This is a genomic window from Geosporobacter ferrireducens (assembly GCF_001750685.1).
In the GTDB taxonomy this organism is placed as follows: Bacteria; Bacillota; Clostridia; order Peptostreptococcales; family Thermotaleaceae; genus Geosporobacter; species Geosporobacter ferrireducens.
In genome coordinates this window covers 2,315,772-2,332,365 of sequence record NZ_CP017269.1, presented here as the reverse complement: position 1 = coordinate 2,332,365, position 16,594 = coordinate 2,315,772, and the positions used below count along the sequence as shown (strand labels likewise).

Genomic DNA, 16,594 nt, shown 5'->3' with positions numbered 1-16,594 from the left:
TTATTGTTCGGTTCCTTACTTGGCTTATGACCTTTGATCGAAAAGCCCTCATCCTTGCAGCTTCAGCAATCGGAGCAGGTTTTGCTATGATTGCTGGAATCGGACCGGGGGTAGGTCAGGGATATGCAGCCGGGAAAGGAGCAGAAGCAGTGAGCATTAATCCAAAGGCCTCAAAACAGGCTACAATGGTAATGCTATTAGGAGCTGCTGTTGCAGAAACTTCGGGTATATTGGCGCTAGTAGTTGCATTAATTCTATTGTTTGGCAATCCGCTTGTAACACAGCAGGGAGCAGTTCTGATTCTTGCGGCTTCAGCCATTGGTGCTGGACTATCTATGATCGCAGGAATCGGACCAGGCATTGGACAGGGTTATGCCGCCGGAAAAGGCACAGAAGCAACCGGCAGAAGACCCCAGTATCAATCCAATGTCGTCAGAGCCATGTTCCTTGGCCAGGCAGTAGCGCAAACTACCGGTATTTATGCCTTAATAATATCCTTGGTACTCATGTTCGCCAATCCATTAGTAAGATTATTATAGAAGCTTTCTACAACGTCTTTTGGAACAGGCATGAGGATGCATCTTAGTGATGCATGATCGTTATAAATAGTTGGTACGCTATTCAAAAAAAGTATATTTTGGTAAATCAAAAAGGAGGAAATTTTCAATGGAACCTATTACAGGAAGAGCATTAATATTAGCATGTTCAGCAATTGGTGCAGGATTGGCGATGATCGCAGGTATCGGACCTGGTATCGGTCAGGGTTATGCAGCAGGTAAAGGTGCAGAGGGCGTTGGAAGACAGCCGGAAGCGCAGGCAGATATCGTAAGAACAATGCTTTTGGGTGCTGCAGTTGCAGAAACAACAGGTATCTATGGCTTAATTATTGCGTTAATCCTTCTATTTGCAAATCCACTAATCGGACTTTTATAAAATAGAAAAGCGCAGGGAGATGGGACCACCATCTCCTGCTTATGATTATCTCTTAGGAGAGGAGGCAATATTCTTATGGAATTAAAAGCAGGATTAGTGGAAATAAACTGGAACCTTGCATTTCAGATCGTAAATACGATTATTCTATATATAATCCTAAAGAAGCTGTTATTCAAGCCGGTAACAGAGTTTATGGCAGCGCGACAAAATGCGATCGTAGAATCTATACAGGAAGCAGACGATAAAAATACGCAAGCGGATAAGTTGATGCAAGAATATCAATTAAAACTGGCAGGTGCTCAGGATGAAGGCCGTGAGATCATCAAAGATGCTTCTAAGCGTGCAGAAGAACGGGCCGATGAAATCGTAAAGAGTGCTCAAGACGAAGCAGGCAAGATCAAAGAGCGAGCAGAAGCAGAAATTAAGAGAGAACAGCAAAAAGCTGTAAATGCATTGAAAAATGAAGTGGCTTCAATGGCTGTTGCAGCGGCTGGCAAGATCATCAATAAAAACCTTGATGTAAACGAACACAGCCAGTTGATCAATGAATTTATTGACGAGGTAGGGGAAGCAAAATGGCACAATTAGCAGCGAGAACCTATGCCCAAGCCCTCTTTGAAGTAGCTTTAGAAGCCAATCGAATTGACGACTTTGAAAAAGAACTCAATTTTGTTGTGAAAACCTTTGAGCAGCATCCTGATTTTTATGAGATTTTTAAAACGCCGCAGATCAGCAATGAGGAAAAAAAGCACATTATTGAAAATGTATTTAAAGGTCGTTTGATCGATGAAGTGATGAATTTTTTAAAAATATTACTGGATAAAAGAAGAACCGGTATTTTAGAATATATTGCAAAAGAATACCATAAGCTTGCCAATGCGCACAACAATGTGGTAGAAGCTGTAGCCGTTACAACGCTGCTCCTCAAGGATGAGGAAAAGGCGAAACTGGTTGCAAAACTGACAGCGGTAACCGGAAAGCGTGTTCAATTGAAAAATCAGATTGATCCTGCCATCATTGGAGGGATGCTGGTGCGTATCGGCGATCAGGTAATTGACGGTACGATCCAGAATCGCCTGAACAAATTGCAGGAAGACCTTGCACAAATAATAGTATAGGTAATAGGGGTGATATGACAATGAATCTCAGACCTGAAGAAATTAGCTCGATTATCAAAGAGCAAATTAAAAGATATGAGAATAAGCTTCAAGTTACAGATGTTGGTACTGTTATTCAGGTTGGTGACGGTATCGCCAGAATTCACGGATTAGACAAATGTATGTCGGGAGAATTGTTGGAGTTTCCCGGCAGCGTATATGGAATGGCTTTAAACCTTGAGGAAGACAACGTAGGCTGCGTATTGATGGGTTCTGATGATAAGATCCGTGAAGGAGACATCGTAAAGCGTACGGGAAGAGTTGTTGAGGTACCGGTAGGCGATGCATTGATCGGACGTGTAGTCAATGCTTTAGGACAGCCCATCGATGGTAAAGGACCGATTAAAACGGATAAATATAGACCGGTAGAATCCGGTGCGCCAGGGGTAATTGATAGAAAATCCGTACATCAGCCCCTTCAAACCGGTATTAAAGCGATCGATGCCATGATTCCAATCGGAAGAGGGCAGCGTGAGTTGATTATCGGGGATAGACAGACCGGAAAAACAGCCATCGCTATCGATACTATCATTAACCAAAAAGAAGAAAATGTGATTTGTATCTATGTAGCGATCGGACAAAAGAAATCTACTGTAGCCCAAATCGTTAAGGTATTAGAAGACAGAGGGGCTATGGATTATACCATTATTGTATCGGCTACAGCCAGTGAACTGGCACCGCTGCAATATATCGCGCCTTATGCAGGTTGTGCCATGGGAGAAGAACTTATGCATGCCGGGAAAGATGTATTGATCATCTACGACGACTTGTCCAAGCATGCGGTGGCTTATCGTGCCATGTCCCTGCTGCTCCGCCGTCCACCGGGACGTGAAGCTTATCCGGGAGATGTATTCTACCTACACAGCAGATTGCTGGAAAGAGCTGCAAAGCTGAGTGACAAATTAGGTGGTGGTTCTTTAACAGCACTGCCGTTCATCGAAACGCAAGCAGGGGACGTATCTGCTTACATTCCTACGAATGTAATTTCTATTACGGACGGACAGATATTCCTTGAATCTGAATTGTTCTTTGCAGGCCAGCGTCCGGCGGTAAATGCAGGGATTTCTGTATCCCGCGTTGGTGGGGATGCGCAGATCAAGGCAATGAAGAAGGTTGCAGGTAAGATCAAGCTCGAACTGGCTCAGTATCGGGAGCTTGCTGCTTTTGCCCAGTTCGGTTCCGAATTGGATAAGGATACCCGGGAGCGTCTGGAGCAAGGGGAGAGAATCCTGGAGATTCTTAAGCAGCCCCAGTATGCACCGGTAAAGGTAGAACATCAGGTTATGATCATCTTTGCAGCAATCAATAAGTATCTGAAGGATATTCCAGTTCCGGCGATTAAGCGTTTCGAGGCGGAATTCCTAAAGTTTATGGATAATAATCATCCACAGATAGGCGCATCCATTAGAAGTACCGGTGTGATGTCTGAAGATATGGAAAATCAATTAAAGGCGGCCATAGAAGAGTTTAAGGGAATCTTTCGATTAGAAGAATAATCGTCTGTTGAATGAGCCCACCCCAAAGCATGGAGGTGAATACATGGCAGGAATGGGTATGCGCGACGTTAAGCGCAGAATCAAGAGTGTAAACAGTACAAAACAAATCACCAAGGCGATGGAGCTGGTTTCATCCGCAAAGCTCAGAAGGGCGAGACAGCGGGTGGAAAAGACTCGACCTTATTTCAATACAATCAAAGAAACGGTTCAAGATATCTTTTCGAGTACCGGTGGGATCAAGCATCCTTTTGTGAGTACACGGGAGATCAAAAAAACCTGTTATATCGTTATCACCGGTGACAGGGGTCTTAGCGGTGGTTATAATGCCAACGTAATCAAGACAGCCGTCACCCATATGGCAGAAAAGCAGGCTAAATCAGTGATCGCCATAGGCACCAAGGGGAGAGACTACTTCCGAAGCAGAAAATATGATTTGGATGGCGAATTTCTTCAAATATCTGAGGATCCAAGCTACGGTGATGCCAAAAGAATCAGCAGCCTAGTGCTGCAGCTCTATGAGAATAAACTTATTGATGAAGTATACTTAGTTTATACACAGTTTGTCAGTACAATTTCTCAAAAACCGGAGATGATTAAGCTGCTGCCACTATCTGGAGAAAAGAAAGCAAAACAAGAGGAAAAGGAATTCGAATATGTTTCCTATGAACCTTCTCCCGAGGCAGTGCTGGACTATCTGGTTCCTAAATATATTGAAAGTACTATTTTTGGTGCGTTGGTAGAATCTTCAGCCAGTGAACAAGGGGCCAGAAGAGTCGCCATGGAAAATGCTACAGACAATGCAGAAGAAATGATCGATGATTTGACACTGCTATACAATAGAGCACGTCAAGCTGCGATCACACAGGAAATCGCAGAAATCGTTGGTGGAGCAGAGGCACTGAAGTAGCATCAACCATAAGAAAGGATGTGAACCGGAATGGCGCAAAATATCGGTAAAGTGGTCCAAATCATCGGACCCGTTTTGGATATAAAATTTAATTCTGAAAATCTTCCGGAGCTATTGAACGCAATTGAAGTTCAAATAGGGGATCGGAAAATCACTGCTGAAGTTTCGCAGCATATTGGTGACGATACAGTGCGTTGCATTGCCATGTCCTCTACAGATGGACTTGTCAGAGGAACGGATGCAGTAGATCTAGGAGCACCAATTTCTGTTCCTGTTGGAAAAGAAACCCTGGGAAGATTGTTCAATGTATTAGGAGAAAGCATAGATGAAAAGGGTGCTGTAAATACAATTACGAAGGCTCCTATTCACAGGCAACCGCCTGCTTTTGATGAGCAGGAAACCTCGGCACAAATCTTCGAAACCGGTATCAAGGTAATCGACTTAATTGCCCCCTACTCAAAGGGCGGTAAGGTAGGACTTTTCGGAGGTGCCGGAGTAGGGAAGACCGTATTGATCCAGGAGCTGATCAACAATATTGCTAAGGAGCATGGTGGACTTTCCGTATTCGCAGGAGTTGGAGAGAGAACTAGAGAAGGAAATGACTTATACCATGAAATGATCGAATCCGGCGTTATCGATAAGACGACCATGGTATTTGGTCAGATGAATGAACCGCCTGGAGCGAGAATGCGTGTTGCATTATCAGGACTAACCATGGCGGAGCACTTCAGAGATCAAGAAGGACAGGACGTACTGCTGTTCATCGATAATATATTCAGATTTACCCAAGCAGGTTCAGAGGTTTCCGCCCTATTAGGACGTATGCCGAGTGCCGTTGGTTATCAGCCAACCCTGGCAACAGAGATGGGACTATTGCAGGAGAGAATTACTTCTACAAAGAGGGGTTCCATCACATCGGTGCAGGCTGTTTATGTACCTGCCGATGACTTAACAGACCCGGCTCCGGCAACGACCTTCGCCCACTTGGATGCAACGACGGTTTTATCCCGTGCAATTTCTGAGTTAGGGATTTATCCGGCGGTGGATCCACTGGATTCTACTTCGAGGATTATGGACCCCAATATCTTAGGGGAAGAGCACTATCGTGTTGCCCGTAGCGTTCAGGAAGTTCTGCAGCGATATAAAGAGCTTCAGGATATCATTGCAATTCTTGGTATGGATGAATTGTCCGATGAGGATAAATTGACAGTTTCCCGTGCAAGAAAAATGCAAAGATTCTTGTCGCAGCCATTCCATGTTGCAGAGCAGTTTACAGGGTTTGCCGGCAAGTATGTTCCATTGAAAGAAACCGTGAGAGGTTTTAAAGAGATTCTTGAAGGAAAGCATGATGATCTTCCGGAGTCAGCCTTCCTTTTTGTAGGAAGCATCGAAGAAGCAGTAGAAAAAGCTAAAAAGGAAAATGAGTAGGAGTATAACCGCTAACCGAAAGGTTGTACGGAGGTGAGCAAATGGCTTCAACATTTCGATTGGAAATTGTTACACCGGACCGAAAGTTTTTTGAGGATGATGTGGATATGGCAGTGGTCAGAACGACTGAAGGAGATTTGGGTATTTTGAAAAACCATATGTCTCTGGTCAGTCCCCTTGCCATTGGTGCGATTAAAATCAAAAAGGACGGTGTCTATACAGAAGCTGCTTGTGCCGGCGGATTTGTGCAGGTGCGGCAGGATAAGACCACAATCATCACCGATTCTGCCGAATGGCCCGAAGAAATCGACATCGAACGGGCAAAACGTGCGGTAGATCGCGCTGAAGATAGAATTAAAAGCAGCCATGCGGGTGTTGACGTGCTTCGTGCACAGATGGCCCTGGACAGAGCGTTGAATCGATTGAAGATCGTAAAAAGAGATTAGCAAAACCTCCCGGACAGGATGTGTTCGGGAGGTTTTTATTTTTTTTGAAAAATTTATCGAAAAACATGCTTGAAGAGAGGCTAAATGCGGTATTATTATTATATAATAATAGCTGATAAACGTTATCAACATTGGCCAAGATTAGTCTCACAGCAGAGGCTGATGAAACATATGGGGTTTCCTATATTAGGGTTATTCCTAACATCTTTTAGAGATGACAATAAAAACAAAAGCATGATATAATGGAAGATAACGGAAAGAAAATATTCTATTAAATACAATAGCACGGAAGCTTCGTTTCCTAAGTTATGCCTTGGAGAAAGTGATGTGATGCCGATGAGAAAGATATCTACAATGTTTATTATTTTAGGCATTCTGATTGGCGGCTATCCTATATTTGATCGGGCTTACACCTGGTATTGGCAGCAGAAAGTGATGGCAGACTATGATCATTTAGACAGTGTGTTTACCAATGAAGCAGAAAATGTCACTGAACCCGTTGAAAGCTTGGAATCAGGGGAAAATTTCGGGGAACCGGAGCCTGAAATACCAGCAGTAGAAAATAACACAGCACCAGCAAAGCCGAAAGAAGTCATCCAGAATATTGGTGTGCTAAAAATTGATAGAATAAAAGTGAACTTGCCGATTTTGGAAGGGGCTACCCAGAAAAATCTAAAAATCGGGGCAGGGTGGATGAAGGAAACCACGAAAATCGGTGAAGTTGGAAATACAGCCTTAGCAGCTCATCGCAGTCATACTTATGGTCGTTTTTTTAACCGGTTGGATGAGGTTGAGATTGGAGATAAAGTGATGGTTATAGCTCAAGGAAATGAATATCATTATGAGGTGTTCAATAAGATTGTGGTGGAACCTACAGATGTATCTGTTCTAAAACGAAATAAGAAAGATAAAATTTTGACATTGATTACCTGCCATCCGCTGTATAAAGCAACAGACCGTTTGATTATACAAGCGAAAATAGTGGATTAGTTGCCTGATTATAATTTAATAATTTCTAGAAAATATATAAAATTAGAATATTCCGTTAGCAAAAAAACTGCGACGGAATAGTTTGAAAATTATGAAATATATATAGAAAAACAGGAAAAATTTGTTGATTTATAAACAAATTCATGATAAAATTACAAAAAAGTAAATATTTTCTAGAAACTGATCACGATAAGGGCAAACCATTCGAAAGAATGGGACGCAAAACCATAGGGCCTTTTACTTGTAAATGGCAGCCGTGTTACCGAAAGAGAAGTTTTTATTTTTTGAAAACATGGTTTTTATTCTTTCGTACCAGCAGGTTTTGCGCCCAGAAAATCTAGATTTAGGAGGTGAAGTAGAGCGTTATAGAGATCGCATTAGCTGCTGCATCATTGAAGTAGCAATTATTGAACAAGGGTAGCTAAGAACGGAAGTGATGAAGCACATTCGTCATCTGGGCACTTAGGATGTGTGGAGCGAGTGGTGCAACCGGCCTTTCTTGATTTATTGAAGAAAGGGAGCGTTGAAGCGTGTTTTTCATCTGGGCACTTGAAATACGTGGAGCGAGTAGTGCAACCGACCTTTCTTTAAACGCAAGTCTGTGTGTTTAAAGAGAGGAGAACGAGACATGAAAAGAAAACAAAACAAACAACATGTTATGAAGCTTTTGCTTGCAGTGCTTCTAATACCTTGCTTGACGTTCTTTGGAACCGGCTGGGCTTTTGCGGACAATGATTTTATTGGATCCGCCGCTGTGAGAGAAGCAGCAGGAGAAGAAACCAAGGAAGAAACAGCAGAAGAAGAAACCAAGAAAGAAACAGCAGAAGAAGAAACCAAGAAAGAAACAGCAGAAGAAGAAACCAAGAAAGAAACAGCAGAAGAAGAAACCAAGGAAGAAGCAGTAGAAGAAGAAACCAAGGAAGAAGCAGTAGAAGAAGAAACCAAGGAAGAAGCAGTAGAAGAAGAAACCAAGGAAGAAGCAGTAGAAGAAGAAACCAAGGAAGAAGCAGCAGAAGAAGAAACCAAGGAAGAAACAGCAGGAGAAGTAATAGAAGCTGCCAGCCTTATGTCTATGGATGCTGGGACATTATCGCTAGTAAAACCTAAAATGGCATTTTCTGTAGACACGCATATTGCAGAACCTATTTTAGTAGGTGGCCAATATGCAATTACCATTAAAGTCAAAAACCAAGGTGATTGGCACAGAAGAAAGTTGGAAAACACCACTTTGAAGCTGTATGCCAATGGACAAAATAAGCCGTTCTACCAAGAAAGTCTTGGGAAAGTAGAAGTAAAGACTGGTGATACCTGGACTAAAAAGATAAACAATCTTGAAGCCCTTATGCCACTCAGTGGAGACCGTGTACAGGTTGAAGCCAGATTAGAAGGGGATTTATACTATACACTGGTGGGAATTTCCTGGAGCTTATTGGAAAGAAATCACCAGCTAGCCGTAAACTACAGTTATACAGTGAAAGAAGAAATTGTTAGTTTGCATGCACCACATAAAGGTTCTTCCAGTGAAACCTTCAAAAAAGAAGAGGGTAATGGCGGACTTACGGCACCTGTAGTTTGGCATTTTATTTTAAACCAAGCCGATAAAGCTACCGGGGCGTTAACGCTGTATGCTACTTTCAAAGAGGCGGGACTTCAAACAGCAGAGGGACAGCCTACTGGACAATTAAAAACACAACATTTTTATATTGGGACACAAGACCACGATATACTTATAGATGCATATGTTAGAACCAGTGAAGGAAATTTGCGTCTGAGTCATGTTGCTATTAGTGATCCGGGGAATGAAGACCCAGGAAGTGAAGACCCAGGGAACGAAGACCCAGGGAATGAAGATCCGGGGAATGAAGATCCAGGGAATGAAGATCCAGGGAATGAAGACCCAGGGAATGAAGACCCGGGGAACGAAGACCCAGGAAATGAAGATCCAGGAAATGAAGACCCAGGAAATGAAGATCCAGGAAATGAAGATCCAGGGAACGAAGACCCAGGAAGTGAAGATCCAGGGAATGAAGACCCAGGGAATGAAGACCCAGGAAGTGAAGATCCGGGGAACGAAGACCCAGGAAATGAAGATCCAGGAAATGAAGACCCAGGAAATGAAGATCCAGGAAATGAAGATCCAGGGAACGAAGACCCAGGAAGTGAAGATCCAGGGAATGAAGACCCAGGAAATGAAGATCCGGGAAGCGAAAACCCGGGAGATGGTTCAAGCAGTGGCGGATCAGGCGGATCACGCAGAAGAAATACCACTGGCAGTGGGATAACTGAAGAAGTTGAGCCGGCTGCTGAGGAAGAGGTATTTACAATTTTAGAAGAGCCTACTCCACTGGCACCTGCTAATCTAGAAGAACCTATTCCATTTGCTCCTGCTAATGTTGAAACGCCATCAACGCTAGAAGCTGAAAAGGAGGATGCGGTATCCGTGCTTGTGGAAGATGAAGAAGTACCGTTAGCTGCAGCACTTCCAAAAACCGGAGAAATTCCTCCAACTTTATTCTACGGAATCGGAGCGATTCTTACAGCTATAGGTGCAAAACTAAAAAGAAAATAAAAGAATAAGCTATAGGGGATCCCTATAGCTTATTTTTGTGTTTCTTTGTCAAAAGAAAAGGATATACGGGGTAGAATATGGACTTAAAAGCGAAAAATATGCAAAAAAACAGATTAAGCACCTATAAATTTTAATTGAGCATAAGCTCTACTTCGACAAAATGATACAAGTATGCTGTGTTATACTATCTGCAACAGAATAAAATAGGGATGAAAAGGGCTAACCATACGAAAGCATGGGGCGCAAAGTCAGCATCTAAAGTATGTATATGCATACCATGATCGAAGGACTGCCATAATATAGATATATTTTGGCGGTATTTTTTATTTGGAAATAGAAATAAAAGCTTTGGAATCACATAGAATGTAAAGAAATCATATAAGGAGGGGATTAGGAAGCCTATCTAGCTATAACTAAATAGAAAAGAAGGAAGAGGTGAGAGGATGAACACCAATAAAAGAAAAGTATGGAGTATTTTTCTTACACTGACACTGATTTTCATAGGAATGGTTCCAACAGGGTATCAGGATGCCTTTGCTGCAAGTGTAATACCAGAATATATTTTAGGAAATCCGATTTGCAAAGATGCAGATTGGAAGATTGAATCAAAGTTTTTTTCTGGGTCTAATACGAACGAGACGGTAACCTTCAGCGTTTACCGGGATAAAAATGGTGATCAGTATCTGGATTGGCTGTCTACTGTGCCTATGAGTACCGTAGTAGTTAAAGGAGGACCTGGTGCCAACATTTATCATTATGGCAGCGGTCAAACTGAAGATACTAAACTGTACTCACCACTGCATAAGAAAAATATACCGGATATAAGTTATGTGGCTTTCTATTATGATGAGGGTTGGACGGAACCAAAAACCGGAAGCTTAAAAATTGAAAAGAAAATACTTAATGCATTAGATCAAGAAGTTATAGACCGGCCGGATACTAATTTTGCAATAACTATAACAGAGAAAGCTGAAGATGGTTTTGCCGAAGAGCATTTAATAAATACAGGGGACCCAATTATACTATCTAACCTGATGGCAGGGACATATGAAATTCGGGAAAGTGCTATTCCTGGAGGATATGAACTCATAGGATACGAAAGTGGATCTGAAAAAGTGGTAGAAGATATTTTCGAGGTAAAGGTAGAAAAGAATAAAACTACAATAGTAACCGTATTTAATAAAATAGTTCCTGACAACCCATCAGAAAAAGGAACACTCATCATAGAGAAAGAAGTCCTCGATAAAAATGGAAATCCAGTTGAATATGATCCACAGGAATTTAAAGTCATTGTGGAAGAATATGAGATGGAACCGGCATTCACTGTGAAAACAGCAACTGATGTACCTGGTGAACCACTGTTAATATCGACCTCAAAATCTGAAACCATCTCTAACCTGGAGCCAGGATGGTATATGGTTAGAGAGTTAACAGAAGATATGGAAGATCATGAACTGGTGGGATACAAAATAGGAGAGAAGCTGGTAGAAGAGCCTATTTATATAGAGGAGGGAAGCACTGTAACCGTAACCGTAATGAACCGGCAGAAAGAGTCAATAATTCATCCGGAAAAAGGAACACTCATTATAAAGAAGGAAGTCCTTAATAAGGATGGAAATCCAGTTGAATATGATCCACAAGAATTTGAAATCGTTGTAGAAGAATATTATATGGAGCCTGTAGCAGTTACTATGTCAGCATCTACTGCTGTATTTGGTGAATCTCTAAAAATATCAACTTCAAAAGCTCAAACGCTCTCTGATTTGGAGCCAGGATGGTATATAGTTAGAGAGTTAACAGCGGATATGAAAAATCATAACTTTATAGGATACAAAATAGAAGATAAGTTAGAAAAAATACCGGAAAAAGAAGTATATGTAGAGGAAGGCAGTACAGTAACCATAACAATAGTCAATCAACAGAAGTCCTCAGGCAGCGGCGGTGGAGGAAGCGGAGGTGGCAGCAGCGGTGGAAGCGGCGGAAGCAGCGGAAGCAGTACGACTGCAACTACACCATCTACAGTAATAGAAGAACAAACTCCAATTATAATAGAGGAGCAGCCTGTACCGGAAGCCCCTGCAACTAGTGAGGAAGCAACAGTCACACTGGAGGATGAAGAAGTTCCTGCCTCACCCATTCTTCCTAAAACAGGAGAAATTCCACCAGTTCTCTTCTATGGGATCGGAACCGTTACCGCAGCATTGGGGCTGACTATGAAAAGAAATAGAAAATAAACATAATGATGGATTTAAAACCGGGGAGCAGAACCCCGGTATTTTTTTAAGGAATAACGGTTTAGTGCAGTGGATGTTGGGTATATTATGGTCAGACATATAAAAAAACCTGTTGATTTATCGTACAAGCAGTGGTAAAATTTAACTAGGAAAATGTAAATATTTGTAGAGATTTAACTTGTCAACGACAAGGGCAAACCATTCGAAAGAATGGGACGCAAAGCCATAGGGCCTTTCACGAAAGTGAGTGGCAGCCGTGCTACCGAAGGAGAAGTTTTTGTTTTTGAAAAATAACTGAAAATTAAGAATAAAACTTGATGGAAGTCAGCTTTCCATCGATAAAGGCAAACCATTCGAAAGGATGGGACGCAAAGCCATAGGGCCTTTCACGAAAGTGAGTGGCAGCCGTGCTACCGAAAGGAGAGTTAACGAATGAAAAAACTCGTTGTTTTTGTTATCGGCTTTATAATAATATTTACAAACATCGGATTTGCAGCTGAAAAGAGCATGACATCTTTTATAGATGGATCCATGAGCAGCAAAGGTGTTGTAAATGTGAAATACCTTAGTGCTAACAATAAAAAACTAAAGCTTGTTGTAGAAAAGGAACAAGCTAAATATATATATAATTTGAAGGGCGACGATTCTATAGAAAGTTTTCCACTCCAATTAAATAATGGACAATATAAAATCAGCGTTTTAGAAAATATTGAAGGAAAGAGCTATAAGCCAGTACTAAGCAGTAGTTTAGAAGTAGAACTTGACGACCCTAAGAAAATCTACTTAAACTCTATCCAAAATATTCAATGGGATGAAAATACAAAGGCAGTTCAAAAGGCTAAAGAATTAACTAAGAATTTAAAAACCGATGAAGAGAAAATTCAAGCAGTTTATGCTTATGTAGTGAAAAATGTAAAATATGATTATGATAAAATCGGTAATCTGAATACAGATTATGTTCCAGTAGTAGATGAAACCTTTAAAAGCAATAAAGGAATCTGTTACGATTTCTCCTCTATGTTTGCAGCAATGCTTCGGAGTTTAGATATTCCTACAAAATTAGTAAAAGGATATACAAAGAATGCAGAAGGCTATCATGCTTGGAATGAAGTTCTAATGAATGGAAAATGGGTTGTAATAGACACCACCTATGATTCTCAAATGGATGCAAATAATAAAAAATATACTATGAGCAAAGATGCAAAGGTTTATGATAAAGTAAATGAGTACTAAAGATCAGCTCCTTGAGTTTCAAGGAGCTTAATCATTTTTTATAAGACAAAAGATACTTTTTGATAGATTGGGTATACTGATCATATAATCTTATTGACATAACGACAATATGTAAAGAAGGTTATGTCAACAGTGGCAATAGGAGGGAACTTTAATGACAGATAAAAGTCTTAACGAACTGGAAAGGTATATAGATCTCGCTTTAGGCAATGTTCCAGAACTTAAACAGGATGAAAAGAGAAGATGGTTGGGTGAGTTTCGAGAAAGAGTGGTCTTTGCCTTAACTGAAGACCAGATCAAGAGAAGAGAAGCAAAAAAAGTCCTTGAAGAGAAAATAAAAAATGGAGAAGCCAAAAAGCTTATTATGAATATGAAGATTGCGCCGGAGATATCGGGGCGGTTTATGGAATTGGCTGCCAAATACGACTTGGATTATAAGTCTGTGGATTTGCCGAATCAAAAAGGAGATATTGCTTTGGTTTTGGCCAGTGATGATGCAGTAAATGTAGAAAACGTAGTTTTAGAAGAGCTGCCATCTATGCCGGACAAATTTTATCAGTCGAGGAGCAGGAAGCTTTGTAAGGATCATATGGAAGAGCTGAAAAATGAAGCGCCCATGTATGTAGACGAATTCGAAGAAGTTACTTTTTTTGATAAGATGGTGGGCATCAAATGTGGAGTTTGTGAGGATAATAGCAAGGACGGCGTCATGATATAGAGAACAGGAATTATTAAAAAAATACCATCAAATTCATGTATATTCCCTTTAACGCTCGTCAATACTTTTAATAACAAGGGAAGAAAGTAGATAGAAAATATGTTTTCGTCCCCCTTTAACATATTTGCTAATTTATTTTCTTCCCTTATTATTTGCAAAAGAAAAGAGGTTTTTTCGGGTGAGGGAATTAGGGAAAAATGAAAAAAGAATAGGACTTTATATTCTCATATTATGCAATTTGATTTTGCTGCCATTCTATTCATCAAAGGCTGCACCAAAAGAAAGTGGGATTCAAGCAGCTTTCGAACAGTCAGAAGCCAACTTCGCAGAAATGAATATCAATGCCCATGCTGCCATAGAAAACCAATTCATTGGTGTGCAGAAGGCAACGCAATGGTGCTGGCAGATTGCAGAGCAATTAGAACTAGAAAACGGGCAATTGAATGCAAATGTTGAGAAGGACTATACCCAGGTGTGGATAACTGGGAAAGTAAAAGCGGGGAGTACGGTTACCATTCAAATACAATCCCAGCAACATGAAAAACTTCAAGAAACTCACATTATGATTGATTTCTATGAGGATCATGGAATGCTGGAGATTAAGGGCTTGACAGAGCAGCTTTATGAATTGCTGAAACCCTATGGAAAAACAAATATTACAACTTGTTTAATAGGGACTTTTGAAGGAAATATGGAAGTAACAGAAAGAGAAGAAGTAGTGAAAGCTTTAATGAAAGCTTTGGAAGTAAAAGAAGTTGAAGGCTATAGGGAAGGGAATATCATCAGCATTGTAGGATATAGCGATAAGATCAAGGAATGGATCAATTATGGCGGCAACCGGGTAAATGTAAATATAGCGATGCGCTACAATGACTATGAAAACAAGACCTTTCTGTGGATTGGTACACCGCTGATCACTGTAGGATACTGATTCAGAAGCATGATTTTTATTCGTTGAGCATATTTTCCTAAAGGATTTTAGGTTTTTTTGTAGAAATAAGAGGAGGGTGATGAACAAAGACAAGTAACGGATAACTCAATCATAAAGGAGGACCGGATGTGGCAAAGATAATCGTAGAAAAAAGCGCTCCCCTTAAGGGATCTGTTAGAGTTAGCGGAGCAAAGAATTCGGTTTTGCCAATCATAGCTGCATCCCTTTTAGCTCAGGAGCAGTGTGCCTTAGAAGATATCCCTGAACTAAAGGATGTAGAAGTGATTTGTGAAGTGCTGGCATCGATAGGCTCCGATATAAAAAAGAATGCTAACGGAATCATAGAGATTAATTCTTCTAGAATAGATAATTTTGAAGCTCCCTATGAGCTGGTTAGAAAGATGAGAGCATCTTTTTTGGTTATGGGACCTCTGCTGGCAAGGATGGGAAGAGCACGGATTGCACTTCCTGGAGGATGTGCTATTGGGACGAGACCTATCGACTTGCACTTGAAAGGGTTCCATGCATTGGGGGCCAAGATTGAGGTAGGACATGGGTATGTGGAAGCATCAGCAAAAAAACTAATAGGCGATAAGATTTACTTGGATTTTCCCAGTGTTGGGGCAACAGAAAATATCATGATGGCTGCAACCATGGCAGAGGGGACAACGATCATCCAGAATGCGGCAGAGGAACCGGAAATTGTAGATTTAGCAAATTTTCTAAATGGAATGGGTGCAAAAATTAAGGGTGCTGGAACTGATACCATCAGAATTCAAGGGGTGCAGGAACTGAAGGGAACAAGACATGCAGTGATTCCAGACCGGGTGGAGGCTGGAACCTATATGGTGGCTGCAGCCATGACCAGTGGAGATGTTACCGTTCTGAATGCACTTCCGGATCACCTCAAACCGATTATAGCAAAGCTTAAAGAATGTGGTGTAGAAGTAGAAGAAAACGGCGATCATGTCCGGGTATGCGCAACTAATGGTGTAACATCAACGGATATTAAAACCCTTCCTTATCCTGGTTTTCCTACAGATATGCAAGCTCAATTCATGGCATTGCTAAGCATTGCAAGAGGAACCAGTGTAGTAATTGAAACTGTATTTGAAAATCGCTTTATGCATGCAGGGGAATTAAAAAGAATGGGTGCAGATATCAAGATCGAAGGCAGAAGTGCCGTCGTTCAAGGAGTAAATAAATTGCAGGGAGCCCAAGTTACTGCAACTGATTTACGGGCAGGAGCAGCACTTATTTTAGCCGGACTTATAGCCGATGGAAAAACTGAAATTGGCGATATTTATCATATTGAACGTGGTTATGTAGGGATAGAAGATAAGTTAAGAAAGCTTGGAGCAAAAATTTATAGATCTGAAGATTGAAAAATGTGTCGTCTCACGACACATTTTTTCTATTTCCCGGGAAATTCGTAGAATCATGAGAAGAATGTAAGAGACCTGTTGTTTTTGCCAATAAACTGTCAGGATTTTTTCTGATTTCAACTGCTAGAGAATGAACGTTCAATAGCGGAGTCATGGGGACGGTTCGT

The 16,594-nt window shown here is 41.1% G+C and carries 16 protein-coding genes, 1 pseudogene and 6 riboswitches; all 17 genes and pseudogenes read left to right on the top strand.

Annotation, left to right across the window (positions count from 1 at the left end; all coding sequences use genetic code 11):
* Nucleotides 1-26: 26 nt before the first annotated feature.
* A pseudogene (locus Gferi_RS29605) lies at nt 27-278 on the top strand (ATP synthase Fo subunit C); the annotation flags it as partial.
* A gap of 57 nt (nt 279-335) precedes the next feature.
* Nucleotides 336-539: an ATP synthase F0 subunit C gene (gene atpE, locus Gferi_RS29600; protein WP_334292700.1), complete on the top strand. Its 204-nt coding sequence runs from the start codon at nt 336-338 to the stop codon at nt 537-539.
* Between the two features lie 127 nt (nt 540-666).
* The gene (gene atpE / locus Gferi_RS11040; protein ID WP_069976411.1) at nt 667-933 is read left to right on the top strand and encodes an ATP synthase F0 subunit C; all 267 of its coding nucleotides are present in this window, start codon (nt 667-669) and stop codon (nt 931-933) included.
* Between the two features lie 75 nt (nt 934-1,008).
* Nucleotides 1,009-1,521, top strand: a complete 513-nt coding sequence (atpF, locus tag Gferi_RS11035; RefSeq protein ID WP_069976409.1) for a F0F1 ATP synthase subunit B — start codon at nt 1,009-1,011, stop codon at nt 1,519-1,521.
* Nucleotides 1,509-2,051, top strand: a complete 543-nt coding sequence (locus tag Gferi_RS11030) for a F0F1 ATP synthase subunit delta (RefSeq protein WP_069976407.1) — start codon at nt 1,509-1,511, stop codon at nt 2,049-2,051. Before atpF ends, Gferi_RS11030 begins: the two co-directional genes overlap by 13 nt.
* A gap of 20 nt (nt 2,052-2,071) precedes the next feature.
* Nucleotides 2,072-3,586, top strand: coding sequence for a F0F1 ATP synthase subunit alpha (gene atpA / locus Gferi_RS11025; RefSeq protein ID WP_069976405.1), 1,515 nt, complete (start codon nt 2,072-2,074; stop codon nt 3,584-3,586).
* A gap of 43 nt (nt 3,587-3,629) precedes the next feature.
* Nucleotides 3,630-4,493: an ATP synthase F1 subunit gamma gene (gene atpG, locus Gferi_RS11020; protein ID WP_069976404.1), complete on the top strand. Its 864-nt coding sequence runs from the start codon at nt 3,630-3,632 to the stop codon at nt 4,491-4,493.
* 30 nt (nt 4,494-4,523) lie between these two features.
* The gene (atpD, locus tag Gferi_RS11015) at nt 4,524-5,921 is read left to right on the top strand and encodes a F0F1 ATP synthase subunit beta (protein WP_069976402.1); all 1,398 of its coding nucleotides are present in this window, start codon (nt 4,524-4,526) and stop codon (nt 5,919-5,921) included.
* Nucleotides 5,922-5,962: 41 nt separating this feature from the next.
* Nucleotides 5,963-6,367, top strand: a complete 405-nt coding sequence (locus Gferi_RS11010) for a F0F1 ATP synthase subunit epsilon (protein WP_069976400.1) — start codon at nt 5,963-5,965, stop codon at nt 6,365-6,367.
* A gap of 330 nt (nt 6,368-6,697) precedes the next feature.
* Nucleotides 6,698-7,357 (top strand): class D sortase, encoded by a 660-nt coding sequence (locus Gferi_RS11005; RefSeq protein WP_236932761.1) that lies wholly within the window; start codon nt 6,698-6,700, stop codon nt 7,355-7,357.
* 184 nt (nt 7,358-7,541) lie between these two features.
* Nucleotides 7,542-7,624, top strand: a riboswitch (cyclic di-GMP riboswitch).
* The gene (locus Gferi_RS28110; RefSeq protein WP_156782380.1) at nt 7,605-7,778 is read left to right on the top strand and encodes a hypothetical protein; all 174 of its coding nucleotides are present in this window, start codon (nt 7,605-7,607) and stop codon (nt 7,776-7,778) included. Its footprint overlaps the riboswitch before it by 20 nt.
* Nucleotides 7,778-7,861: riboswitch (cyclic di-GMP riboswitch) on the top strand. Its footprint overlaps the gene before it by 1 nt.
* Before the next feature lie 3 nt (nt 7,862-7,864).
* Nucleotides 7,865-7,948, top strand: a riboswitch (cyclic di-GMP riboswitch).
* 37 nt (nt 7,949-7,985) lie between these two features.
* Nucleotides 7,986-9,926: an ICP22 family protein gene (locus Gferi_RS28665; RefSeq protein WP_069976398.1), complete on the top strand. Its 1,941-nt coding sequence runs from the start codon at nt 7,986-7,988 to the stop codon at nt 9,924-9,926.
* Nucleotides 9,927-10,133: 207 nt separating this feature from the next.
* Nucleotides 10,134-10,223, top strand: a riboswitch (cyclic di-GMP riboswitch).
* A 146-nt stretch (nt 10,224-10,369) separates the two neighbouring features.
* Nucleotides 10,370-12,160: a collagen binding domain-containing protein gene (locus tag Gferi_RS10995; RefSeq protein ID WP_069976396.1), complete on the top strand. Its 1,791-nt coding sequence runs from the start codon at nt 10,370-10,372 to the stop codon at nt 12,158-12,160.
* A 182-nt stretch (nt 12,161-12,342) separates the two neighbouring features.
* A riboswitch (cyclic di-GMP riboswitch) is annotated at nt 12,343-12,427 on the top strand.
* Nucleotides 12,428-12,493: 66 nt separating this feature from the next.
* A riboswitch (cyclic di-GMP riboswitch) is annotated at nt 12,494-12,578 on the top strand.
* 14 nt (nt 12,579-12,592) lie between these two features.
* Complete coding sequence (locus Gferi_RS10990) at nt 12,593-13,393, top strand: transglutaminase-like domain-containing protein (RefSeq protein WP_069976395.1); 801 nt, start codon at nt 12,593-12,595, stop codon at nt 13,391-13,393.
* Nucleotides 13,394-13,547: 154 nt separating this feature from the next.
* Nucleotides 13,548-14,111, top strand: a complete 564-nt coding sequence (locus tag Gferi_RS10985) for a YueI family protein (protein WP_069976394.1) — start codon at nt 13,548-13,550, stop codon at nt 14,109-14,111.
* A gap of 178 nt (nt 14,112-14,289) precedes the next feature.
* Nucleotides 14,290-15,042: a YwmB family TATA-box binding protein gene (locus Gferi_RS10980; protein ID WP_069976393.1), complete on the top strand. Its 753-nt coding sequence runs from the start codon at nt 14,290-14,292 to the stop codon at nt 15,040-15,042.
* 128 nt (nt 15,043-15,170) lie between these two features.
* Nucleotides 15,171-16,427, top strand: a complete 1,257-nt coding sequence (gene murA, locus Gferi_RS10975; RefSeq protein WP_069976387.1) for a UDP-N-acetylglucosamine 1-carboxyvinyltransferase — start codon at nt 15,171-15,173, stop codon at nt 16,425-16,427.
* Nucleotides 16,428-16,594 lie beyond the last annotated feature (167 nt).